Source organism: Ramlibacter lithotrophicus (assembly GCF_012184415.1).
GTDB classification, from domain to species: Bacteria; Pseudomonadota; Gammaproteobacteria; order Burkholderiales; family Burkholderiaceae_C; genus Ramlibacter; species Ramlibacter lithotrophicus.
In genome coordinates, this window is the sequence record NZ_VTOX01000003.1 from 205,472 (window position 1) to 228,932 (window position 23,461).

The 23,461-nt window shown below is 72.0% G+C and carries 19 protein-coding genes and 1 riboswitch; of the genes, 18 read left to right on the plus strand and 1 reads right to left on the minus strand.

The genetic code is table 11. From position 1 onward, the window contains the following. Window positions 1-8: 8 nt before the first annotated feature. Together RAMLITH_RS10875 and meaB are read left to right on the plus strand one after the other, a co-directional pair. Window positions 9-1,688 carry an acyl-CoA mutase large subunit family protein gene (locus tag RAMLITH_RS10875; protein ID WP_168107423.1) on the plus strand — a complete coding sequence of 560 codons (1,680 nt, stop codon included), beginning with the start codon at window positions 9-11 and terminating at the stop codon, window positions 1,686-1,688. Continuing rightward, window positions 1,685-2,911, plus strand: coding sequence for a methylmalonyl Co-A mutase-associated GTPase MeaB (gene meaB, locus RAMLITH_RS10880; protein ID WP_168107424.1), 1,227 nt, complete (start codon window positions 1,685-1,687; stop codon window positions 2,909-2,911). Before RAMLITH_RS10875 ends, meaB begins: the two co-directional genes overlap by 4 nt. A 7-nt stretch (window positions 2,912-2,918) precedes the next feature. On the opposite strand, the gene RAMLITH_RS10885 is transcribed toward meaB, so the two are convergent. After that, window positions 2,919-3,410, minus strand: a complete 492-nt coding sequence (locus tag RAMLITH_RS10885) for a thioesterase family protein (RefSeq protein ID WP_168107425.1) — start codon at window positions 3,408-3,410, stop codon at window positions 2,919-2,921. Between the two features lie 127 nt (window positions 3,411-3,537). Between RAMLITH_RS10885 and RAMLITH_RS10890 the strand changes: the two genes are divergently transcribed. The 16 genes from RAMLITH_RS10890 to RAMLITH_RS10965 all read left to right on the plus strand — a co-directional run bounded on the left by RAMLITH_RS10890 (window position 3,538) and on the right by RAMLITH_RS10965 (window position 23,442). Next, entirely contained in the window at window positions 3,538-4,977 is a 1,440-nt protein-coding gene (locus RAMLITH_RS10890; protein WP_168107426.1) for an NAD-dependent succinate-semialdehyde dehydrogenase, read from the plus strand. 549 nt (window positions 4,978-5,526) lie between these two features. Then, a complete protein-coding gene (locus RAMLITH_RS10895) occupies window positions 5,527-7,491 on the plus strand; it encodes an alpha/beta hydrolase family protein (protein ID WP_168107427.1) in 1,965 nt (654 codons plus the stop codon). 148 nt (window positions 7,492-7,639) lie between these two features. Beyond that, complete coding sequence (locus RAMLITH_RS10900) at window positions 7,640-8,875, plus strand: 3-methyl-2-oxobutanoate dehydrogenase (2-methylpropanoyl-transferring) subunit alpha (RefSeq protein ID WP_168107428.1); 1,236 nt, start codon at window positions 7,640-7,642, stop codon at window positions 8,873-8,875. A 67-nt stretch (window positions 8,876-8,942) separates the two neighbouring features. Next, the gene (locus RAMLITH_RS10905) at window positions 8,943-9,947 is read left to right on the plus strand and encodes an alpha-ketoacid dehydrogenase subunit beta (protein WP_168107735.1); all 1,005 of its coding nucleotides are present in this window, start codon (window positions 8,943-8,945) and stop codon (window positions 9,945-9,947) included. Further along, window positions 9,947-11,263, plus strand: a complete 1,317-nt coding sequence (locus RAMLITH_RS10910; protein WP_168107429.1) for a dihydrolipoamide acetyltransferase family protein — start codon at window positions 9,947-9,949, stop codon at window positions 11,261-11,263. The genes RAMLITH_RS10905 and RAMLITH_RS10910 overlap by 1 nt, the downstream gene beginning before the upstream one ends. 15 nt (window positions 11,264-11,278) lie before the next feature. Next, on the plus strand, window positions 11,279-12,673 hold the full coding sequence (gene lpdA, locus RAMLITH_RS10915) for a dihydrolipoyl dehydrogenase (RefSeq protein ID WP_168107430.1): 1,395 nt from the start codon (window positions 11,279-11,281) through the stop codon (window positions 12,671-12,673). 21 nt (window positions 12,674-12,694) lie between these two features. Then, a riboswitch (cobalamin riboswitch) is annotated at window positions 12,695-12,952 on the plus strand. Window positions 12,953-13,024: 72 nt separating this feature from the next. Further along, complete coding sequence (locus RAMLITH_RS10920) at window positions 13,025-14,869, plus strand: TonB-dependent receptor domain-containing protein (RefSeq protein WP_168107431.1); 1,845 nt, start codon at window positions 13,025-13,027, stop codon at window positions 14,867-14,869. After that, a complete protein-coding gene (locus tag RAMLITH_RS10925) occupies window positions 14,866-16,203 on the plus strand; it encodes a cobyrinic acid a,c-diamide synthase CobB (protein WP_168107432.1) in 1,338 nt (445 codons plus the stop codon). The genes RAMLITH_RS10920 and RAMLITH_RS10925 overlap by 4 nt, the downstream gene beginning before the upstream one ends. Then, on the plus strand, window positions 16,203-16,772 hold the full coding sequence (locus RAMLITH_RS10930; protein ID WP_168107433.1) for a bifunctional adenosylcobinamide kinase/adenosylcobinamide-phosphate guanylyltransferase: 570 nt from the start codon (window positions 16,203-16,205) through the stop codon (window positions 16,770-16,772). Before RAMLITH_RS10925 ends, RAMLITH_RS10930 begins: the two co-directional genes overlap by 1 nt. After that, window positions 16,769-17,659 carry a helical backbone metal receptor gene (locus RAMLITH_RS10935; RefSeq protein WP_168107434.1) on the plus strand — a complete coding sequence of 297 codons (891 nt, stop codon included), beginning with the start codon at window positions 16,769-16,771 and terminating at the stop codon, window positions 17,657-17,659. The genes RAMLITH_RS10930 and RAMLITH_RS10935 overlap by 4 nt, the downstream gene beginning before the upstream one ends. Beyond that, window positions 17,656-18,717, plus strand: coding sequence for a FecCD family ABC transporter permease (locus RAMLITH_RS10940; RefSeq protein ID WP_168107435.1), 1,062 nt, complete (start codon window positions 17,656-17,658; stop codon window positions 18,715-18,717). The genes RAMLITH_RS10935 and RAMLITH_RS10940 overlap by 4 nt, the downstream gene beginning before the upstream one ends. Next, a complete protein-coding gene (locus RAMLITH_RS10945) occupies window positions 18,714-19,496 on the plus strand; it encodes an ABC transporter ATP-binding protein (RefSeq protein ID WP_168107436.1) in 783 nt (260 codons plus the stop codon). The genes RAMLITH_RS10940 and RAMLITH_RS10945 overlap by 4 nt, the downstream gene beginning before the upstream one ends. A 10-nt stretch (window positions 19,497-19,506) precedes the next feature. Next, complete coding sequence (cobO, locus tag RAMLITH_RS10950) at window positions 19,507-20,076, plus strand: cob(I)yrinic acid a,c-diamide adenosyltransferase (protein WP_168107437.1); 570 nt, start codon at window positions 19,507-19,509, stop codon at window positions 20,074-20,076. Further along, window positions 20,073-20,990: an adenosylcobinamide-phosphate synthase CbiB gene (gene cbiB, locus RAMLITH_RS10955; RefSeq protein WP_238344134.1), complete on the plus strand. Its 918-nt coding sequence runs from the start codon at window positions 20,073-20,075 to the stop codon at window positions 20,988-20,990. Before cobO ends, cbiB begins: the two co-directional genes overlap by 4 nt. Then, on the plus strand, window positions 20,987-21,991 hold the full coding sequence (locus RAMLITH_RS10960) for an aminotransferase class I/II-fold pyridoxal phosphate-dependent enzyme (protein WP_168107438.1): 1,005 nt from the start codon (window positions 20,987-20,989) through the stop codon (window positions 21,989-21,991). Before cbiB ends, RAMLITH_RS10960 begins: the two co-directional genes overlap by 4 nt. Continuing rightward, window positions 21,988-23,442 carry a cobyric acid synthase gene (locus RAMLITH_RS10965; RefSeq protein ID WP_168107439.1) on the plus strand — a complete coding sequence of 485 codons (1,455 nt, stop codon included), beginning with the start codon at window positions 21,988-21,990 and terminating at the stop codon, window positions 23,440-23,442. Before RAMLITH_RS10960 ends, RAMLITH_RS10965 begins: the two co-directional genes overlap by 4 nt. Window positions 23,443-23,461: the final 19 nt, after the last annotated feature.

Below are 23,461 nucleotides of genomic sequence, written 5' to 3' on the forward strand. Positions count from 1 at the left end.
GCCATCCGATGAACAAGCCGATCGCTGGCGACCTGCTCGCCGCACCCGACGCGCATGCCGCCTGGCAGCAGGAGTACGCCGCCACCATGGTTGCCGACAAGGAAGTCGCCAACCGGTCGGGCATCCCGATCCGGCCGCTGTACACCGAGCGTGACTGGAACGCCGGCGAGCGCGCACAGGCGCTGGGCCTGCCCGGCCAGCCGCCGTACACCCGCGGCATCTACGCGACGATGCACCGCGGCCGCACCTGGTCCCAGCGCCAGCTGATCGGCCACGGGACGCCGGCCGAATACAACGAGCGGCTGCGCGAGGTGCTGGCGCAAGGGGCCACGGCCATCTCGCTGATCCCCTGCAACTCGGTGTTTCGCGGCTACGACATGGACGAGTCGCACATCGAGCTGCTCGGCACCTGCGGCACCGTGATCAACACCTCGGAACACATGGACACGGCGCTGGCAGGCGTCGACCTGGCGCGCACCTCCTGCGCCCAGAACGATCCTTCGCCTTTCACGCTGCTCGCCTTCATGCTGGCGACGGCGAAGCGGCGCGGCGTCGACTGGCGCCAGGTCAGCGGCACGTCCAACCAGAGCGACTACCTCAGCCACTACGTCGCCAACCACATGTTCTTCCGCATCGCGCTGCCCGGCGCGCGGCGGATCCTGGCCGACCACATCGCGTTCTGCAACCAGCACGTGCCGCGCTGGAACCCGATGTCGGTGGTGGGCCAGCACATGCAGCAGGCGGGCGCCACGCCGGCCGAGGCCGTCGCCTTCACCTTGAGCACCGCGATCCAGAACGCGCGCGACTGCATCGCGCGCGGGATGGACCCGGACGACTTCCTGCCGCGTTTCACCTTCTTCTTCGACATCTCGATCAGCCTGTTCGAGGAAGTCGCCAAGTTCCGCGCCGCCCGCCGCATCTGGACCCGCATCACGCGCGACCTGCTCGGCGCGAAGGACCCGCGGTCGTGGCGCTTCAAGTTTCACGGCCAGACCTCCGGCGTGGACCTGACGCGCCAGCAGCCGCTCAACAACATCGCCCGCGTCACCGTCCAGGCCATCGCCGGCATCCTTGGGGGGCTGCAGTCGCTGCACACCGACGCCTGGGACGAGGCGTTGTCGGTGCCCAGCGCCGACGGCGCCCGCATCGCCGTCGCCACGCAGAACATCCTGCGCGAGGAAGCGCGCCTCACCGACGTGATCGATCCCCTGGGCGGCAGTTTCTACGTCGAGAAGCTCACCGACGACATGCAGGCCGAAATCGAGCGGGTGATGAAGATCGTGGAAGACGCCGGCGGCATGTACCAGGCCGTGGAGTCCGGCCTGGTGCAACGCATGATCGGCGAATCGGCGCGTCGCTTCCAGCAGCGCATCGACGACGGCGAGCAGATCGTGGTCGGCGTGAACGCCTACCAGGTCGAGGAGGACAGCAGCGCCCGCCCGATCAATCCGCGGCCCGACCGCACCGCCATGGAAGCGCACCTGGCGGCGTTCAAGGAGTTCAAGGCCAGGCGCTCGCAGGACGGCGTCCAGCGAGCGCTGGATGCGCTCGCCCGCTCCGCCGGCGACAGCCGCGACAACGTCTTCGGCCGCGTCGTCGAGGCCGCCGAGGCCGGCTGCACGCACGGCGAGATCTGCGGGACGCTGCGGCGCGAACTCGGCTTCGGCCACGTGCAGGCGATCGTGTGAAGCGCGACCCGCAGGTGCACGAAGCGCCGGCCTGGCTGCAGGCCGTGCTCGCCGGCCAGCGCGGGGCCATCGCGCGCGTCCTGAGCCAGGTCGAGCGCGGCGACCGCGACACGGCTTCATTGTCGGCCACGCTGGCGCCACACCTGGGACGTGCGCACGTGCTCGGCATTACCGGCGCGCCTGGCGCCGGCAAGTCGACGCTGGTGCATGCCTTGCTGGGCGAGTTGCTGGCGCGCGGCAAGACGCTCGCCGTCATCGCCGTCGATCCCTCCAGCCCGATCTCCGGCGGCGCGGTGCTCGGCGACCGCGTGCGCATGGGCGAGCACGGTGCGCACCCCGACGTGTTCATCCGCTCCGTGGCTTCGCGAGGCCACCTCGGCGGGCTGTCGCAGGCGACCGCGGCGATGATCGACGTGCTCGACGCCGCCGGTTTCGACATGGTGATCGTCGAGACCGTGGGCGCCGGGCAGTCGGAGGTCGAGATCATGCGCGTGGCCGACACCCGGCTGGTGGCCTGTCCGCCCGGCCTCGGCGACGACGTGCAGGCGCTCAAGGCCGGCATCCTCGAGATCGCCGACCTGCTGGTGGTGACCAAGTCCGACCTGCCGGGCGCCGAGCCGGCCGCGCGCCACCTCAAGGACATGTTGCACCTGCGAGCGGCCGCCGAGGGCTGGAAAGTGCCCGTGCTGAGGGTCAGTTCCACCGCCGGCACCGGCATCGCCGAACTGGCCGACGGCATCGAGGCTCACATCGCCGTTGCCGGGCGGGGCCGACGGCTGCAGCACCAGGCGCACCCGACCGCGCACCGCGCGCACGAGGCGCCGGCGGACCGCGTGCGCCGGCTCGCCGCGCTGGACCCCTTCGTGCGCTCGCTGGGCATCTCCTGCGTGGAGGCCGGACCGGGCATGGCGGCGGTGGAGATCACGCTGGGTGCGCAGCACCTGAACTTCAACGGCACGTGCCACGGCGGCGTGACCTTCGCCCTGGCCGACACGGCGTTCGGGCTGGCCTCCAACTCGCACGGCAAGGTGGCCGCCGGCATCGACGCGCACATCACCTACCAGGTGGCGGCGAACGAGGGCGACACCCTGCTGGCGCGCGCGACCGAGGTATCGCGATCGAAGAAGCTGGCCGTCTACCGGGTCGACGTCACCCGTCGCGACGGGGCGATGGTCTCCAGCTTCACCGGCACGGTGTACGTGACGCAGCGGGCGACACCCTGACCGCGGGTCAGGAAACGATGTACGCGGCCGACCCTGTCGAGAGCAGGCGCGACTCGGCGTCGCGGAATTCCATCCGCACCGTGGCCACCCGCGACCCCAGGCGCAGCACTTCCGCCGCCAGCTCGAAATGGCTGCTGATCGCCGGGCGCAGGTAGTCGATCCGCAGGTCGATCGTCCCCAGCTTGGCGAAGCGGTGCAGCCGCTGCAGCGGCGTTTCGTCCATGTGCCGGGCGCCGATGGCCGCCATGACGGCGAGCCCCGCCATCGCGTCGAGGCTGGCGCTGATGACGCCGCCATGCAGCCGCTGGTAGGCGAAGTGGCCCACCAGGTCCGGCTTCATGTCGATGCGGGCGGCGACGCCTTCGGGCCGCAGGCTGGTGATCTTCAGCCCCAGCACGCGGTTGAACACGATCCGTTCCTCGAAGATCTCCGTCAGGCCGGTGACGAATTCGGGCTCGAATTCGATCGGCCCGTCCGTGGCCGTCTTGGTCTTGGTCATGCCTCCATTGTCGTGCAGGCCCGGACCGGGCCATGGTTTCCGCCGCCGCCGCCGGGCAGGTCCGCGGGATGGCCCAGAATAGCGGGTTCGCTCCCGACTCTGTGTCCAACTCGCGAGGATTTTCCGCATGACCTATCCGAATACCCAACTGTTCATCGACGGCCAATGGCAGGACGCCGCAGACGGCCGCACGCTGGCTGTCTTCAACCCGGCGACCGGCAAGGAAATCGGTCGCTGCGCGCATGCCGGCATTGCCGACCTCGATCGCGCGCTGGCGGCGGCGCAGAAGGGCTTCGAGACCTGGCGCGACATGGCCCCGGCCGAGCGCGCGAAGATCATGCGCAAGGCGGCCGGACTGATCCGCGAACGGGCGAACGAGATCGCGCCGCTGCTGACCCAGGAGCAGGGCAAGCCGCTGGTCGAGGCGAAAGGCGAGACGCTGGCCGCGGCCGACCTGATCGAGTGGTTCGCCGACGAAGGCCAGCGCGTCTACGGCCGCCTCGTGCCCTCGCGCGGCAAGCCCGAGATCCGCCAGATGGTGGTGAAGGACCCGGTCGGCCCGGTCGCCGCCTTCACGCCCTGGAACTTTCCCATCAACCAGGTGGTGCGCAAGGTCGGGCCGGCGCTGGCCGCCGGCTGCTCGATGCTGGTGAAGGCCGCCGAGGAGACGCCCGCCGGCCCCGCCGCCTTCATCAAGGCGTTCGCCGACGCGGGCATCCCGGCCGGCGTGCTGGGCCTCGTGTACGGCACGCCCGCCGAGATCTCGAACTACCTGATCGCGCACCCGGTGATCCGCAAGGTCACGTTCACCGGCTCCACGCCCGTGGGCAAGCAGCTCGCCGGTCTGGCCGGCCAGCACATGAAGCGGGTGACGATGGAGCTGGGCGGCCACGCCCCGGTGATCGTCTGCGAGGACGCCGACGTCGAGGTCGCCGTGAAGACCGCCGGCGGCGCCAAGTTCCGCAACGCCGGCCAGGTCTGCATCTCGCCCACCCGCTTCCTGGTGCACGAAAGCATCAAGAACGACTTCGCGCAGGCGCTGGCCAAGTACGCGAAGGGCCTGAAGGTCGGCGACGGACTGGCCGAAGGCACGCAGATGGGTCCGCTGGCCAATCCGCGCCGGCTCACCGCGATGGCCGAATTCCACCAGGACGCGGTAAGCAAGGGGGCGCAGGTGCTCGCGGGCGGCAAGCGCATGGGCGATGCGGGCAACTTCTGGGAACCCACCGTGCTGCTGGACGTGCCGCTGGAAGCGAAGATCTCCAACGACGAGCCGTTCGGCCCGGTCGCGAGCATCCGCGGCTTCAGCGACCTCAACGAGGCGATCCGCGAAGCGAACCGCCTCTCCTACGGCCTGGCCGGCTACGCCTTCACCAGGTCGCTGAAGAACGCGGACCTGCTCAGCCGGCGCGTCGAAGTCGGCATGCTGTGGATCAACATGCCGGCCATGCCCAGCGCGGAAATGCCTTTCGGCGGCATCAAGGATTCCGGCTACGGCTCCGAAGGCGGCCCCGAGTCGCTGGAGGCGTACCTCAACGTGCGCTCGGTGGCGATCAACAACGCCTGATCGCCTCGCACCGTCGAAGCAAAGGGCCCGCGAGGGCCTTTTGCATTCTTGCGTTGGTGTTCCGGTCGCGCTCGATGACGAAGCGCCACAGTGCAACGCTGAGGCCGGTGATCGGGGGTGTCGGGCGCAGCGACCCATTCGCGGTTGCCCGTCCGGTCGCGCGCGCGGGCCGTGGTGATGCGGTGGTCCATGAGCGCCCGGGTGGTCGACCGCGAGAGGAGCGGAGAACGACGCTCCCGGTCGCCGGCCGATCCAACAGCGGTGGCGCCCGTGTCTCTCTTCGTCGAGCGCCACAGTGCAACGCTGAGGCCGGTGATTGGGGATGTCGGGCGCAGCGACCAATTCGCGGTTGCCCGCCAAGCAGGCGCGCCCGGGCCGTGGTGATGCGATGGTCCGTGAGCGCCCGGGTGGTCGACCGCGAGCGGAGCGGAGAACGACACCCCCCGGCGGCCGCCCGATGCCCATCGGAGTGGACGGGCCGATCCTGCTTCCCGAGCGGTGCCGCCGCTCGGCGGGGCCGCATAATCGGCTGCGTTGACGGAGCAGGCCATGCGAAGTGCGATTGCTTGGTTGGTGCGATGGCGGACCGCCGTGGCGGCGGCGGCCCTGCTGGCGGCGGTCGCGCCGGGCGTTCTGGCGCAGGCCGGGCCGGCCGCAGCCGTCTTCTTCCAGAACCCGGCATTTGCCGGTGCCAGGTTGTCACCGACCGGCCGCTACGTCGCAGTGGCGATCGGAGCGCCTGGCGGCCGCACCAAGCTCCTCGTGGTCACGGTGCGCGACCGGTCGGCGAAGGTGGTCGGCTCCTTTACCGACGCCGACGTCGGCAGCTTCGAATGGGTCAACGACGACCGGCTCGTGTTCTCGCTGACCGATTGGCAAGTCGGCGTGGGAGATCGCTTCTTCGGCCCCGGCCTGTTCGCCATTTCGCGCGACGGCGGCGACTTCCAGACGCTGATCGAGCGCGCGCCGGACCAGCCGCGCCACCTGCGCGGGCTGGACCGTCGCTATCGGCTTCATTCGGTCCCACCGGCCCGCGATGGGGACGCGGTCTTCGTGGCCTTCCGGCGCGAGGACCAGAGCTTGCGGCTGGGCCGGCTGGACACGGTCACGGGCAAGCTCGCGCCGGTCACGGGACCGACCGACGCCATCCACTGGATCATCGACGAGCGCGGCGAGCCGCGGGTGGCGGTCAGCCGCGGAGACCGGCGCGTGAAGGTGCGCTACCGCGACCCGGCTGGCGGCGAGTGGCGTGCCCTGGGCGAAGGGTGGGAACTGCTCGATCCGAATGGCTTCTGGCCGTTGGCGGTCGATGGCTCGACGCTGTTCGTCAGGCGCGGCAGCAGCACCGGCGCGGCGGCGCTGTCGCGGCTGGATCTCGAGAGCGGGACCGTCGAGCCGCAGCCGCTGCTGTCGCTCAAGGACTACGACTTCGCGGGGACCCTGATCCGCAACGGCGGGCGCATCGTCGGCGCGCGTTACACGACCGACGCCCCGGGCACGGCCTGGTTCGACGCTTCCCTGGCCGAGCTGCAGCGCAAGGTCGACGCGCTGCTGCCGCGGACGGTGAACCTGCTGAGCATCCCCCAGCGGCCCGAGACCGACAGCGTGCTGGTGCATTCATTTTCGGACGTCGACCCCGGGCGCTTCCTGCTGTACGAGCGCGACAGCGGCCGTCTCACCGAGCTCGGCGCCGTCATGTCCGGAGTGCGTCCTGAGCAGATGGCGCCCGTGGAGATGGTGCGCTATGCCGCCCGCGACGGCTTGCCCATCCCGGCGTATCTCACGGTGCCGCGCGGGCGCGCCGGGAAGAAGCTGCCGCTGGTCGTGCTGGTGCACGGCGGCCCCAACCTGCGCGGCATGGCATGGAGCTGGGACCCCGAGGCCCAGTTCCTCGCTTCCCGCGGCTACGCGGTGCTGCAACCCGAGTTCCGCGGCAGCACCGGCTTCGGCTGGCGGCATTTCAAGGCCGGCTGGAAGCAGTGGGGCAAGGCAATGCAGGACGATCTCGCGGACGGCGTTCGCTGGGCCGTGGCGCAGGGCATTGCCGACCCCGCCCGCGTCTGCATCGCCGGCGGCAGCTACGGCGGCTACGCGGCGATGATGGGACTGGCGAACGACCCCGACGTGTACCGCTGTGGGCTGAGCTGGGCCGGCGTGTCCGACCTCGAACTGCTGTACGACGGCATCTGGAGCGACGCCACCGAAGCGGCGCGGCTCTATTCGATGCCGCTGCTGCTGGGACACCCAGAGCAGGACGCGCAGCAACTGCGCGCCACCTCGCCCGTGCACCAGGCCGCGCGCATCAAGGCGCCGCTCCTGCTCGCCTACGGAGGCGCCGATCGGCGGGTGCCGCTGGAGCATGGCGCGCGCATGCGCGCGGCGCTCGAGCAGCAGCAGCGCGCGCCCGAGTGGATCACGTACACCGAAGAAGGGCACGGCTGGTCGCTCGTGAAGAATCGCGTGGACTTCTGGGGCCGGGTCGAGCGGTTCCTGGAACGCCACATCGGCCGTTAGAACACGGCGCGGCGCTGCCTCGCACCGCTGAGCGTCCACTAACGCCACCGATTCGGCTACAGTCGATCTGCTCGGGACCTCGTGGCTACCCGCCGCGGGCAGCCCGCCTTCTTCAACACGCGTCGACACAATCGGCGCAGGAGATCGAATGAGTCAGACACCCGCACTGCGCCTGCATGTGCCGGAGCCCTCCGGGCGTCCCGGTTGCACCACGGACTTCTCCTACCTCCACGTCTCGCCGGCCGGCGCCGTCCGCAAGCCGCCGGTCGACACCTCCCATTTCGACACCAACGACCTTGCCTACAGCCTGATCCGCGTGCTCGACGAGGATGGCCAGGCCGCGGGGCCCTGGGTGCCGCAGATCGAACCGTCGCGGCTGCGCAAGGGCCTGCGCGCCATGATGAAGACGCGAATCTTCGACGCGCGCATGCTGATCGCGCAGCGCCAGAAGAAACTGTCGTTCTACATGCAGAGCCTGGGCGAGGAGGCGATCGGCACGGCCCACTCGCTCGCCCTGCAGCAAGGCGACATGTGCTTCCCGACCTACCGCCAGCAAAGCCTGCTGCTCTCGCGCGACGACATCCCGATGGTCGAGATGATCTGCCAGCTCATGAGCAACGTGCGCGATCCGCTCAAGGGCCGGCAGCTGCCGGTGATGTACTCGTACAAGCGGGCCGGCTTTTTCTCGATCTCCGGCAACCTGGCGACGCAGTTCATCCAGGCGGTGGGCTGGGCGATGGCGTCGGCCATCAAGGGCGACACCAGGATCGCGTCGGGCTGGATCGGCGACGGCGCGACGGCCGAAGCGGACTTCCACACCGCCCTCACCTTCGCGCATGTCTATCGCGCGCCGGTGATCCTCAACGTCGTCAACAACCAGTGGGCGATCTCGTCGTTCCAGGCGATCGCCGGCGGGGAAGCGACGACCTTCGCGGCGCGCGGCGTCGGCTGCGGCATCGCCTCCCTGCGCGTCGATGGCAACGACTTCCTCGCCGTGTACGCCGCGTCGCAATGGGCCGCCGAGCGGGCCCGCAACAACCACGGACCGACGCTGATCGAGTGGGTCACGTACCGGGGCGGCCCGCATTCGACCTCGGACGATCCGTCCAAGTACCGGCCCGCCGACGACTGGAAGCGCTTCCCGCTGGGCGACCCGATCGCCCGGCTCAAGCAGCACCTGATCGGCATCGGCGAATGGTCCGACGCGCAGCACGACCAGGCCCAGGCCGAACTCGAAGCCGAGGTGCTGGCGGCCCAGAAGGAGGCCGAAAGCTACGGCACCTTGCTCGACGGCCACATTCCGAGCGCCGCGGCGATGTTCGACGATGTCTACAAGGACATGCCCGAACACCTGCGGATGCAACGCCAGCAACTGGGAGTCTGAGATGCTGACCAAGACCAAGAACGAGGAAGTCGCGGCTCCCGTCGAGGAGCAGGCGAAGACCGTGCCCATGACGATGATCCAGGCGCTGCGCTCGGCGATGGACGTGATGATGGCGCGCGACGACAACGTCGTCGTGTACGGCCAGGACGTCGGCTATTTCGGCGGCGTGTTCCGCGTCACCGAAGGGCTGCAGGCCAAATACGGCAAGTCGCGCTGCTTCGACGCGCCGATCTCGGAGGGCGGCATCGTGGGCACCGCCGTGGGCATGGGCGCCTACGGCCTGCGGCCGGTCGTCGAGATCCAGTTCGCCGACTACTTCTACCCGGCGTCCGACCAGATCGTGTCCGAGGCGGCGCGGCTGCGCTATCGCTCGGCCGGCGACTTCACGGCGCCCATCACCATCCGCATGCCTTGCGGCGGCGGCATCTACGGCGGCCAGACGCACAGCCAGAGCCCGGAGGCCCTGTTCACGCACGTCTGCGGCATCCGCACCGTGATGCCGAGCAATCCCTACGACGCCAAGGGCCTGCTGATCGCCTCGATCGAGAACGACGACCCTGTCATCTTCCTGGAGCCCAAGCGCCTGTACAACGGCCCGTTCGACGGCCACCACGACCGGCCGGTCGTGCCGTGGTCGCAACACGCCCTGGGCAACGTGCCGGAAGGCCATTACACGGTGCCGCTCGAATCGGCCGCGGTGTTCCGTCCCGGCAAGGACCTCACCGTGCTGACCTACGGCACGATGGTGTGGGTGAGCGAGTGCGCGGCCCGCGAAACCGGCATCGATGCCGAGATCATCGACCTGCGCTCGATCTGGCCGCTGGACCTGCCCACCATCGTCGAGTCGGTGAAGAAGACCGGGCGTTGCGTGGTCGTGCACGAAGCGACGAAGACCAGCGGCTTCGGCGCCGAGCTGGTGTCGCTGGTGCAGGAGCATTGCTTCTACCACCTGGAGGCACCGGTGGAGCGCGTCGCCGGCTGGGACACGCCGTATCCGCATGCGCAGGAATGGGCGTACTTCCCGGGGCCGACGCGCGTCGGCGCGGCCCTCAAGCGCACGATGGAGGCATGATGGCAACGTACATCATCAAGATGCCCGACATCGGCGAAGGCATCGCCCAGGTGGAACTGGTCGCGTGGCACGTCAAGCCCGGCGACACGGTGACCGAGGACCAGGTCCTCGCCGACGTGATGACCGACAAGGCGACGGTGGAAATTCCCTCGCCGGTCGCCGGCAAGGTGACGTCGCTCGGCGGCGAGGTCGGCCAGCAGATCCCGGTCGGCGCGGAACTGATCCGGCTGGAAGTCGAAGGCGCCGGCAACGTCAAGGGCGATGCGCCGGTGACGCCGCACGCCGCGCAGCAGGCGGCGACGAAGGCGGCGGCTCAACCCCAACCGTCGGCCGCGCAGCCAGCCCCCGCCGCCGAGCGACGCCAGGAGGAGCCTGTGGCGCTGGCGCGCGAAGCAGCGCCGCCGCGTCGCGCCCCCGAACCCACCCGCGCCCCCGGCGACAAGCCGATCGCCTCCCCGGCGGTGCGCCGCCGCGCCTGGGAACTCGGGATCGAACTGCAATACGTGCACGGCAGCGGGCCGGCCGGCCGCATCCGCCAGGAGGACCTCGACGTCTATCTGGCGTCGCGCGGCCAGGTGGCGCCAACGCGAGCCAGCGCCGCCTATGCGCAGCGCGACGAAGAGGAAGCGATCCCCGTCATCGGCCTGCGCCGCAAGATCGCGCAGAAGATGCAGGAGTCCAAGCGCCGGATCCCGCACTTCACGTACGTCGAGGAATGCGACGTCACCGAGCTCGAGGCCCTGCGCGTCAAGCTCAACGAGCGCCATGCCGGCCAGCGCGCCAAGCTCACGCTGCTGCCGTTCATCGCCCGGGCCATCGTGCTCGCGGTGCGCGACTTCCCGCAGATGAACGCGCGCTACGACGACGAAGGCGGCGTGGTGACACGATCCGGCGCCGTGCACCTGGGCATCGCGACCCAGACCGAGCCGGGGCTGATGGTGCCGGTGCTGCAGCACGCCGAAACGCACGACCTCTGGTCCTGCGCCACCGAGATCACGCGCCTGGCCGACGCGGCGCGCAGCGGCAAGGCCTCGCGCGAGCAGCTCGGCGGCTCCACCATCACGATCACCAGCCTGGGCCCGCTCGGCGGCATCGTGACGACGCCCGTGATCAACCACCCGGAAGTCGCCATCGTCGGCATCAACCGCATCGTCGAACGGCCCGTGATCCGGCAAGGCGCCGTGGTCGCGCGGCAGATGATGAACCTGTCGTGCTCGTTCGACCACCGGGTGGTCGACGGGCTGCACGCCGCGCAGTTCGTGCAGGCGATCCGGGCGCTGCTCGAGACGCCGGCGCTGCTCTTCGTCGAACCCTGAGGACGCGCGCACCCGATGAACTCCAAGTCCACGACCCTGCTGGTGATCGGCGGGGGACCCGGCGGCTACGTCGCCGCCATCCGCGCCGGCCAGCTCGGCATCCCCACGGTGCTGGTGGAGGGGCAAGCCCTCGGCGGCACCTGCCTGAACATCGGCTGCATCCCGTCCAAGGCCCTGATCCACGCGGCCGGCGAGTTCGAGCACGCGCGGCACTTCGCCAACGGCTCGCCGCTGGGCATCAAGGTCGCCTCGCCGCAGATCGACGTCGCGCAGACCGTCCGCTGGAAGGACGGCATCGTGTCGCGCCTCACCGGCGGCGTTGGCGCGCTCCTGAAGCGCGCGGGTGTGCAGGTGGTGCACGGCTGGGCGACGATCGAGGACGGCAAGACCGTCACGGTGCAGGACGCCCAAGGCCAGTCGCAGCGCTGGCGCTGCGACCACCTGCTGCTCGCCACCGGCTCGGTGGCTACCGAGCTGCCCTTCATGCCGTTCGGCGGGCCGGTGATCTCGTCCACCGAGGCGCTCTCGCCGAAGGAGCTGCCCAAGCGCCTGGTCGTCGTCGGCGCCGGCTACATCGGCCTGGAACTGGGCATCGCGTACCGCAAGCTCGGCGCGGAAGTCGCGATCGTCGAAGCCACACCGCGCGTGCTGCCGGCGTACGACGAGGAACTGACGCGGCCGGTGCTGGCGGCGCTCAAGCGCCTGGGCGTCGTGCTGCACCTGGGTTGCACCGTGGAAGGACTCTCGCCCAGCGGCGCCGTCCGCGTGCGCACGCCGAAGGCCGACGAGTTCGCGCTGCCGGCCGACCAGGTGCTGGTCGCCGTCGGCCGGCAGCCGAAGACGCAGGGCTTCGGCCTGGAGACGCTGCACCTGGACATGGCCGGTCGCGCGGTGCGCGTGGACGACCAGTGCCGCACGTCGATGCGCAACGTGTGGGCGATCGGCGACCTTACCGGCGAGCCGATGCTGGCCCACCGGGCGATGGCACAGGGCGAGATGGTGGCCGAAGTGATCGCCGGCCAGCGGCGCCATTTCGCGCCGGTCGCCATCCCGGCGATCTGTTTCACCGACCCGGAGGTCGTGACAGTGGGCCTGTCGCCCGGCGCCGCGGAAGAAGCCGGCCACGACTGCATCGTGTCGGCCTTTCCGTTCTCCGCCAACGGCCGCGCCATGACCCTCGAAGCGAGCGAAGGCTTCGTGCGCGTCGTCGCCCGCCGCGACAACCACCTGATCCTCGGCTGGCAGGCGGTGGGCAAGTCGGTGTCGGAGTTGAGCAGCGCCTTCTCGCAGTCGCTCGAGCTCGGCGCGACGCTGGAAGACATCGCCGGCACGATTCACGCCCATCCCACGCTCGGCGAGGCAGTGCAGGAAGCCGCGCTGCGCGCGTTGGGGCACGCGGTGCATATCTGAGCTGAGCTCCCCGGGCGAAGGGGTATGATCGCGCTCGTTGGTGCTCGCCGCGACCGCCAGGTCAAGGCAGTTCAACGGGAATCAGGAAGGGTCGCGGCCGCGGATCGCGCCGGCACCCCAACCTGAGCTGCCCCCGCAACGGTAAGCGGACGAGGGTCGTCGCGGCCCTCCGCTCATGTCGAATCCACTGGGTGTCCGGCGCGTCGCCGCGCCGCACCTGGGAAGGGCACATGGGTCGCATCCGCCAGCCCGGATACCGGCCAACGAGGTGGCGTGCCGCACAGCGCGGCGCGCCGTGCTGTGCGACGCCGTCGGGGACCGGTGATGCACATCGTCTGCCGGTTTCCTGCAATGTCGACTCACGCACTGGGCCCCACGGCCCCGGTACGCACGACGGCCGCCCTGACGGCCCTGTCCCTCCTTGCCTTCACCGCCACGGCCCAGACGCCAGCGAGTCTGGACCCCGTGATCGTCACGGCCAGCCGCAGTCCGCAACCGCTTTCGGCCGTGCTGGCCGAGGTGTCGGTCCTCGATCGCGCGGCCATCGAGCGCGCCGGCGTCGCCAGCGTGGCGGACCTGCTGGCGCAGCTGCCTGGCATCGAGTTCGCCCGCAACGGCGGACCCGGCACCGCCACCAGCGTGTTCATCCGCGGCGCCGAGACCCGGCATGCGGCGGTGTACCTCGACGGCGTGCGCATCGACTCGCAATCCACCGGCGGCGCGATGTGGGAGCAGCTTCCCCTGGACCAGATCGAGCGCATCGAGGTCCTGCGCGGACCCGCGGCAGCCGTGTACGGCTCGGACGCGGTCGGCGGCGTGGTGCAGCTGTTCACCCACCGCGGCAAGGGCCCCGCAAGACCCACCGCGGCGCTGACGGCGGGAAGCCGGAACACGGCGCAGGCGCGTGCCGGCGTCAGCGGCGCATCCGGCTCGATCGACTATGCCTTGTCGGCCTCGCAGGGCCGCAGCGACGGCTTCAACGCCCGGATCGCACCCACTGCGAATCCGGACCGCGACGGCTGGCGCCGCGGGGCCTTGCACGCCCGCGTCGGGCTGGACCCGGCGCCCAGGCACCACCTCGACGCCTCGCTGCTGGCCACCAGCCTGCGTGCGCAGTACGACGGCAGCCGCGCCAGCGACGACGTCTCGCACCACAGCCTGCGCACCGCGGCGCTGGGCTGGCAGGCCGGTTGGTCCGAGAGCTCTGCCACACGGGTGCAGGCGGGCGAATCACGCAGCACGCAGGAAACTGTGCCGACTTTCTACCGCACCGAGACGACGCTGCGCAATTTCCTGATCCAGCACGAGCAGCGCATCGGAACGCAGCAGCTGACGGCCGCGCTCGAGCGCCGGGAAGACCGCCTGGACAACAGCTCCACCGCGTTCGCGCCCACGCTGGTCGGCCGGCGCTCGCAGGATGCGCTGGCGCTGGGCTGGCGCGGCGAGTTCGGCGCACGTTCGTTGCAGGCGCATCTGCGGCATGACCGCGACAGCGAGTTCGGCGCGAGGAGCACGGGCAGCCTGGCCTGGGGATGGCGACTGGCGCCGGGCTGGCGTGCCACTGCGGCGGCGGCCACGTCGTTTCGCGCGCCCACGCTGTACCAGCGCTTCAGCGAGTACGGGGTCGCGACGCTGGTCCCCGAAAGCGGCCGCAATGTCGAACTGGGCATCAGGCATGCCGTCAACCGCAGCGAGTGGAGCGCCACGCTCTGGCGCAATACCGTGAACGACCTGCTCGTCTTCGGCCCGGCCGGGCCCTGCGTTTCCATCCTCGGCTGCTACCAGAACGTGGGACGGGCGCGCATGCAGGGCCTGACACTCGCCGGCCGCACCACCATCGCGTCGCTCACGTTGCGCGGATCGCTGGACTGGCATGACCCGCGCAACCTGCAGACCGGCAAGCAGCTGGCCCGCCGGGCCCGCCGGCTGGCCACGTTCGGCGCCGACACGATGTGGGCCGACTGGTCGCTCGGCGTCGAAGCTCGAGCGGCCGGTCCGCGATTCGAGAACGCGGCCAACACGCAGCGCCTCGCAGGCTATGCGCTCGTCAACCTCGTCGCCAGCCGCCCGTTGCGGCCCGGCCTGCTCATCGAAGGCCGCATCGACAATGTCGGCGACAAGCAGTACGAACTGGCGCGCAGCTACGCCACGGCCGGACGCGCCGTCCAGTTGACCATGCGGTGGGCGCTGCCATGACGGCGCGCCAGACCGCGACGGCCGGACCTTCCGCCGTCCTGGTGGCGGCCTGCGCGTCGGGCCAGGGCAAGACCACGGTGGCCGCGGCACTGGCCCGCCTGCACGCCCGCGCCGGGGCGCGGGTGCGCGCCTTCAAGTGCGGGCCCGACTTCCTGGATCCGCAGTGGCTGGCCATGGCCAGCGGTGCGCCGGTCGATTCGCTGGACCTGTGGATCAACGGCGAGGCGGACTGCGCCGCGCGACTGGCCACGGCGGCGCGCGAGGCCGACCTCGTCATCGTCGAAGGCGTGATGGGCCTGTACGACGGGCAGCCCAGCGCGGCGGACCTGGCGCAGCGCTTCGGCCTGCCGGTGCTGGCGGTGATCGATGCCGGCGCGATGGCCGGCACCTTCGCCGCGCTGGTGCACGGGCTGCGCACCTGGCGGCCGGGCCTGCCCTGGGCCGGCGTGCTGGCCAACCGGGTCGGCAGCGCGCGCCATGCGGCGATGCTGCAGGAGTCGCTGGCGCCGGACGCCGGCTGGCTCGGGCACCTGCCGCGCGGTGACGCCTTCGCCCTGCCTGAACGCCATCTCGGCCTCGCCGCGGCCGGTGAACTGCCCGATGCGCTGGCGCGGCTGGATGCCGCGGCCGATGCGCTGGCCGCCACCGCATTGGGGCAGCGGCCGCTGCGCGCCTGGCCGCACTGGCAGCCGCCGCCGTCGCCTGCCGTCGCGCCGACCGCGCCGCTGCTGGCCGGCCGGCGCATCGCCGTGGCGCGCGACGCCGCCTTCGCCTTCGTCTACCCGGCCAACCTCGAGGTCCTGCACGCCCTGGGCGCGCAGCTCGAATTCTTCTCGCCGCTGGCCGGCGACGCCTTGCCGGCCTGCGACGCGCTGTGGCTGCCCGGCGGCTATCCCGAACTGCATGCCGGCGCCCTGGCCGCGCGCACCGAGCTGCGCGACCAGATCGCCGACCACGTCCAGGCCGGGCGCCCGCTGTGGGCCGAGTGCGGCGGCATGATGGCGCTGGCCGAGACCCTGGTCGACGGCGGGGGCGAGCGGCACCGGATGTGGGGTCTGCTGCCCGGCACTGCCGTCCTCGGCCGGCGCCTGGCTGCGCTCGGACCGCACCGGCTTCGCTTCGGCGAGGACGAACTGCGGGGCCACAGCTTCCACTGGTCGCGATTCGAGACCGACCTCGCGGCCATCGCGCTGACCGAGCCCGCGCGCGGGGCCGCCGCGGGCGCCGGCGAGCCGGTGTACCAGCGCGGCAGCCTGCGCGCGAGCTGGTTCCACCCGTGGTTTGCCTCGTCGCCGGCGCTCGCTGCGCGGCTGTTCAGCCCGGGAGCCTGGTGATGGACCCGATCGGCCACGAACTGATCCTGGGCGGCGCCAAGAGCGGCAAGTCGCGCACGGCGGAGGAACGCGCCGCGGCCTGGCTGGCCGGCGCGCCGCGACGCGAGGCACTGCTGCTGGCCACCGCCCTGGCGGGCGACGACGAGATGGCGCAACGCATCGCGCGCCACCGGGCAGCGCGCGCAGCGCGGGTGCCGGCACTGGGCACGGTCGAAGTGGCGCAGGACCTGGCGGCGGCGCTGCGCAACCACGGCGCGGCGCACCGCCTGCTGGTGGTGGACTGCCTGACGCTGTGGCTCACGCAATGCCTGCTGCCACCGCTGGGTCCCGGCCTGGACGAGACGGCCTGGCTGGCGCGCGAAGCCGAACTGCTGGCCGCGCTGGCGGCCGGCCCGGGTCCGGTGGTCCTGGTGTCCAACGAGATCGGGCTGGGCCTGCTGCCGATGTCGCGCGAGGCACGGCGCTGCGTCGATGCCCTGGGTCTGCTGCACCAGCGGGTGGCGGCGGTGTGCCGGCGCGTCACGCTGATGGTGGCGGGCCAGCCGCTCACCGTGAAGGAGCAGCGGTGAAGCGGCGCCCGTTGGCACGCTTCGCCATCGCCGGCCTGTGGCTGGCCGCCGCGCTCGGGTGCGGTCCCGCCGCGGCGCAGGTGGTGGAACTGCGCGACGACCGCGGCGTCGCGCACCGCTTCGCCGCGCCGCCGAAACGCATCGTCGTGCTGCTACCGTCGCTGACCGAATCGGTGTGGGCGCTGGGCGGCGGCGGGCGGCTGGTGGGGGTGGACCGCTACTCGAACTGGCCCGCGGAACTCGCGCACCTGCCGCGGCTGGGAGGCCTGGACGACGCGCAGATCGAGGCCATCGCGGCGCTGCGCCCCGACGTGGTGCTGGCCTCGACCTCCGCCCGCTCGCTCGACCGCCTGGAGGCGCTGGGCCTGCGGGTGCTGCGCCTGAAGTCGGATACCCACGCCGACGTGCGCCGCACGCTCGGCCTGCTGGCGACCCTGCTGGGAACGCCCGTCGAAGCCGAGCGCGTATGGGCCGCGCTGCAACGCGAGCTGGACGCCGCGGCCCGGCGGGTTCCCGCCGCTGCGCGCGGCCAGCGCGTCTACTTCGAGATCGGCGGCGCACCGCACGCGGCCGGCGCCAGCTCCTTCATCGGCGAAACACTGGCCCGGCTGGGCCTGTCCAACATCGTGCCGGCCGGAATGGGTCCGTTCCCGAAGCTGAATCCCGAATTCGTCGTGCGCGCCAAGCCCGATCTGGTGATGGGCGCGCAGCGCGAGCAGGAGGCCATGGCGGCCCGGCCCGGATGGTCGTCGCTGGCCGCCATCCGCAAGGGCCGCAGCTGCGCCTTCGCCACGCCGCAGTACGAACTGCTGATTCGCCCCGGGCCGCGCCTGGGCGAGGCCGCCGCCGTACTGGCCGACTGCCTGGAACGGCTGGGCCCGCCATGAGCAACGCCGCGGTGCGCCTGCCAGCGACCCTCGATCCCGCGACGCCGGACGCCTGCGTCGCGCGGCGGCGTCTGGCGCAGTGGCTGGCCGCCCTGACGCTGCTGGGCCTGATGGCAGGCCTGACGACGGGAGCGCACGGTTTCTCCCCTTCCGCATTCTGGGTCGAACTCCACGGCGACCAGGCCGCGCTGATCCTGGGCGAGATCCGTGCCCCGCGAACCCTCGGGGCTGCGCTCGTCGGTGCGCTGCTCGGCCTGGCCGGCGCCCTGGCGCAAGGGCTGTTCCGCAATCCGCTCGCCGACCCTTATCTGCTCGGCTCCGCCGCCGGTGCGGGCCTCGCGGTGGTGCTGGTCCTGGCGGCCGCCGCGCTGGGCGGCGTGTACCTGAGCCTGGCGACCGCGGCCTGGCTGGAACGCGTGGGCCTGGTGGCCGCGGCATTCGGCGGCGCCGTCACCGGCGTGGCGCTGACGCTCACGCTGGCGCGCGGCGCCGTCCAGACGCTCAGGCTCTTGCTGGCCGGTGTGGTCGTGGCGGTGCTGCTGGGGGCCTTGAGCGACCTCGTCACGCTGCTCTCGCCCGATGCCCTGCGCGGCAAACAGGCTTTCCTGCTGGGCAGCACCAGTTTTCTGGGCTGGCCTTCGCTGCTGCTGATGGGCGCCGGCCTGGCCGTAGCCTTGCGCACGGCCCGGCGGTTGGCGCGGGCACTGGACGCGTTGACGCTGGGCGATGACAGTGCGGCCAGCCTGGGGCTGAACCTGCCGCGCCTGCGGCTGGCGCTGGTGCTGGTCCTGAGCCTGGCCACCGCGCTGGCCGTGTCGCAGGCCGGGCTGGTGGCCTTCGTCGGCCTGGTGGCGCCGCACCTGGTGCGCCGCCACGCGCCCGGCCCCCACGGCTGGTTGCTCGCAGCCAGCGCGGCCATGGGCACGGTGCTGCTGCTTGCCGCCGACGTGCTCTCCCGCGCCGTGATCGCGCCGCAGGAACTGCCGGTCGGCGTTGTCACGGCCGTGCTGGGCGGCCTGTACCTGTTCCTGCTGCTCAAACGGAAGGCCTTCGGATGACCAGGCTCGAGGCGCTGGACGTCGGGGTCGCCTTGGGCGGGCGCACCGTGCTCGGGCCGCTGCGCGCCACGTTCGCTGGCGGCTGGACCGCGATCGTCGGCCCCAACGGCGCGGGCAAGTCCACTCTGCTGCGCGCGCTGGCCGGCCTGCAACCGCTAGCAGCGGGAAGGATTCACCTGAACGGCGTCGAGCTGCATGGGCTGGCACCGCTCGAGCGCGCCCGCCACATCGCCTGGCTCGCCCAGCAGGGCGACGTGACCGGCGAACTGACCGTGCGCGAGACCGTGGAACTCGGCCGCCTCGCGCACCTGGGGCTGATGGGGACGCCCGGCCCCGCCGACGCCGCGGCCGTGGCGCGGGCCATGGCGCTCACCGAGTGCGCCGGCTGGACCGGACGGCAGTTGCAGCAGCTCTCGGGCGGCGAGCGCCAGCGCGTGCAGCTGGCCCGGGCCCTGGCCACCGAGGCACCGCTGCTGCTGCTGGACGAGCCGACCACCCACCTGGACGCACCGCACCAGGTCGCGCTGGCGCGGCTGTTCCGCCGCCTGGCCGACGAGACGGACCCGCCGCGCGGCGTGGTCACCGTGCTGCACGACCTGGCCATCGCGCTGCGCGCCGATCGGCTGCTCGTGCTGCAACAGGGGCTGATCCGCGCCGACGGACCGCCGGCCGACCCGCAGGTGCAACAGGCCGTGGAAAGCGTATTCGGCGGCGCCGTGCACGTCGACACGGACGGCGCCGGCCGGCCGCGCGTGGCCCTGGCCCTCGATCACCATTGAAGGAACGGACATGGAAATCGTTGCACCCCCGACGGCGCCCGAACATCCCCGGCCACAGGGGCAGCGCCGCGGCCTGGTCATCGTGCACACCGGTCACGGCAAAGGCAAGAGTACGGCCGCGTTCGGGCTGGCACTGCGCGCGCACGGCCGCGGCAAGGCCGTCAGGATCTACCAGTTCATGAAAGTGCCGACGGCGCGCTTCGGCGAGCACCGCGTGTTCGAGCAACTGGGCCTGCCGATCGAGGGCCTGGGCGACGGCTTCAGCTGGAAGAGCCGCGACCTGGCGCACAGCGCCCGGCTGGCACGCGAGGGCTGGGCCCGCGCCGAGGCCACGCTGCGCGCCGGACAGCACTTCCTGGTGGTGCTCGACGAGATCATGTATCCGCTGCGGTATGGCTGGCTGCCGCTGCAGCCCGTGCTGCAGGCCTTGCGGGAACGGCCGGCCCATGTGCACGTGGTGCTGACCGGACGCGCGGCGCCGGCGGAGCTGATCGACCTGGCCGATACGGTCACCGAGATGGCGTTGGTGAAGCATCACCACCACGCCGGCGTGCCGGCGCAGCGGGGGATCGAGGATTGAGCGACGAACCGGTCATGGTCGTCGCCGGGGCACTCGTCGTGGCGTGGCTGCTGGATGCTGCATTCGGCGAACCGCGCAACGCCTGGCATCCCGTGGCCTGGCTCGGACGCCTGCTCTCGGCGCTGGGCCAGCCCCTGCCCGGCTGGCCGCCCCCGGTGGCTCTGGCAGCCGGAGCCGGCCTGTGGCTGGCCACCGCAGGCACCATCGGCGCCGCGGCACGGTGGCTCGAGGTCACGCTGCTGGAATGGCCCGCCTGGGCCGGCGTGCCGCTGCTGGCGCTGGCGCTCAAGCCAACGTTCGCCTGGCGCATGTTGCGCGAGGAGGTGGCGGCGGTGGAAGTTGCGCTGGCGAGCGGCCTGCCCTGCGCGCGCAAGCGGCTGGCGGGCCTGTGCAGCCGTGACGTGGGCGGCTTCGACGCGACCGCCGTGCGTGAAACGGCGCTCGAGACGCTGGCCGAGAACCTCAACGACTCGGTGGTGGCGCCGCTCTTCTGGTACGCGGTAGCCGGCCTGCCGGGCGCCTGGGTCTGGCGCGCGGTGAACACGATGGACGCGCTGTGGGGCTACCACGGCCGCTGGGAATGGGCCGGCAAATGCGCAGCCCGGGCCGACGATCTGCTGGCCTGGCTGCCGGCCCGCATTACGGCAGCCTTGCTGTGGCGCCCCGGCGTGCAGCCGGCGGCCTTGCGCCGCGAGGCCGCGACCACGCCATCGCCCAACGGCGGCTGGCCGATGGCCGCAATGGCGCTGCGGCTGGGCATTCGCCTGAGCAAGCCGGGCGTGTACGTGCTGCATCCCGGCGGCGACCAGGCGCGCTCCGGCCATATGGCGCAGGCGCTGCGCGCGGCGGGCCACGCTGCCGCCCTGGCCGCCGCGCTGGCCCTGGGCGTGCTGTTGTGGCGGGGTGCGGCATGAACCAGGACGGGCGTTGCCACGGCGGACCGGACCGAGCGTTCGCGGCCCGTTGGGACTTCTCCACCTGCGCCAATGCCGCCGGCCCCTGCCCCGCCGTGCTGGCAGCCGTGCGCGCAGCCGACCCGGCGCGCTACCCCGATCCCGATTGCGCCGTCGTGCGCGAGCGACTGGCCGCGCTGCACGGCGTCCCCGCGCATCGCATCCTGCTGGCCGCCAGCGCCAGCGAGTTCGTGCAGCGTGTGACGGCCGTCGGTGGGCGCCTGTGGCCCGGACCGGTCGCAGTGCCGCGCCATGCCTACGGCGACTATGCAGCCGCCGCGCGCGCATGGGGCCGCGCCTTGCAGTCCGATGCAGCGGGGCCGGCCGTGCCGGCGCTGCGCTGGTGCGCCGAGCCGTCCAGCCCGCTCGGCGACGACGCCGCCCCGCCCCCAGACCCGCAGCGCGTGCCCACCGTGCTGGACGCGGTGTACGCGCCGCTGCGCCTGCATGGTCCCGGCCGCTGGCAGGACTCCGACCGCTCCGGCGTGTTCGTGCTGCACAGTCCCAACAAGGCGCTCGGCCTGTGCGGCGTCCGCGGCGCCTACGCGGTGGCACCGGAACGAGCCGGCTGGGACGTCGCAGCCTGGTGCCGCGCGCTCGAGGCGGCGCTGCCGTCCTGGCCGCTGGGCGCGCACGGCGTAGCCATGCTCGGCGCCTGGGCCTCGGGCGAAGTGCAGCAGTGGGTGCGCGACACGCGGCCGCGCCTGGCCGCCTGGAAGCAGGCCCTGGCGCAGGCGCTGGCCGCCCGCGATTTCGAGGTACGCGCGAGCGGCACGCCGTTCTTCTGCGTGCGCCCGCCGCGGCCGCTGGCCGCCGACCGGCTGCACCCCTATGACATCGCCGTGCGCGACGCGGCCTCGTTCGGTCTGGCCGGCTGGTGGCGCGTCTCGGCACAGCCGCCGGCCGCGATCGGCGCACTGGCCTCGGCGCTGGACGCGCTGTCGAGAAAGGACCGCCCATGAAATCGGCACTGATGGTGTGGGGCGCCAGCAGCGGCGCCGGCAAGAGCCTGCTGGCCACCGCGCTGTGCCGCTGGGCGGCACGCCAGGGACTGGACGTGGCGCCGTTCAAGGCGCAGAACATGAGCAACAACGCCCGGGTGGTCCCGGCACCGGACGGCGCCTGGGGCGAAATCGGCGCTGCGCAGTATTTCCAGGCCCTGGCGGCGCGCGTGACGCCGACGGTGGACATGAATCCGGTGCTGCTCAAGCCCGAAGGCGACGTGGCCAGCCAGGTAGTGCTGCACGGCCGCGTCGACGCCGCGCTGTCGCGGCAACCCTGGCGGGAACGCAGCGCGGCGCTGGCCGCGGCTGCGCGCGCCAGTTTCGACCGGCTGGCCGCACGCCACGAGCTGCTGGTGATCGAAGGCGCCGGTTCGCCGGCGGAAATCAACCTCGCGCCGCAGGACTACGTCAACCTGGGAACCGCCCGCTGGGCCCGGGCGGCGGGCCGGCTGCGGGCCTGGCTGGTGGCGGACATCGACCGCGGCGGCGCCTTCGCCCACCTGCACGGGACCTGGGCGCTGCTGCCAGACGATCTGCGCGCGCACCTGCAGGGATTCGTGCTCAACAAGTTTCGCGGCGACGCCGCGCTGCTGGCGCCCGGACCCCAGCGCCTGCAGCAACTCACGGGCGTACGGGTGCTGGGCGTGCTGCCCATGCGGCGCGATCACGGCTTGCCCGAGGAAGACGGCGTCTACGCCGCGCCGAGTGCCGCCGACGGGCCGCGTGTGGCCATCGTCGCCGGCCCGCACGCCAGCAACGTCGACGAATTCCAGCCCTTGGCGCATGCCTGCCGCCTGCGCTGGGCACGCACGGCCGCGGAGCTCGAGGACGCGGACTGGCTGATCCTGCCGGGCTCCAAGCAGGTCAGCGGCGACCTGGCGTGGTTGCGCTCCCATGGGCTGGACCGGGCGATCCTGCGGCACGCGCACGCCGGCCGGCGCGTGCTGGGCGTGTGCGGCGGCCTGCAGTTGCTGGGCCGGGTCCTGGACGATCCCGAAGGCGTCGACGGCCAGGCTCACGGTCCGCTGCGCGGCTTGGGGCTGCTGCCCTTGGCCACCCGGTATGCGCAGCCGAAGCGGCTGATCGCGGCCCCGGTGTGTTTCGGTGCGCTCCGCCCGCCCTGGGATGCACTGTCCGGCTTGCGCGTGCCGGCGTACGAGATCCGCAACGGCAGCAGCATCGCCCGCGCCTCGGCTGAGGCGGCGCTGCACGCCGACAACGGCGACGCCATCGGCTGGCAGGCCGGCAGCGTGCTCGGCGTCTACGCGCACGGCCTGTTCGAAGCACCGGCCGTCATGCGCGCGCTGCTCGGCGCCGCCGTGCCGACGCTGGACGCCAGCCTGGACACGCTGGCGGACCTGCTGCAGGACCACATGGACCCCGGCGCCCTGCATTCGCTGCTGCCGTGAACCGCCACCATCGCAACCA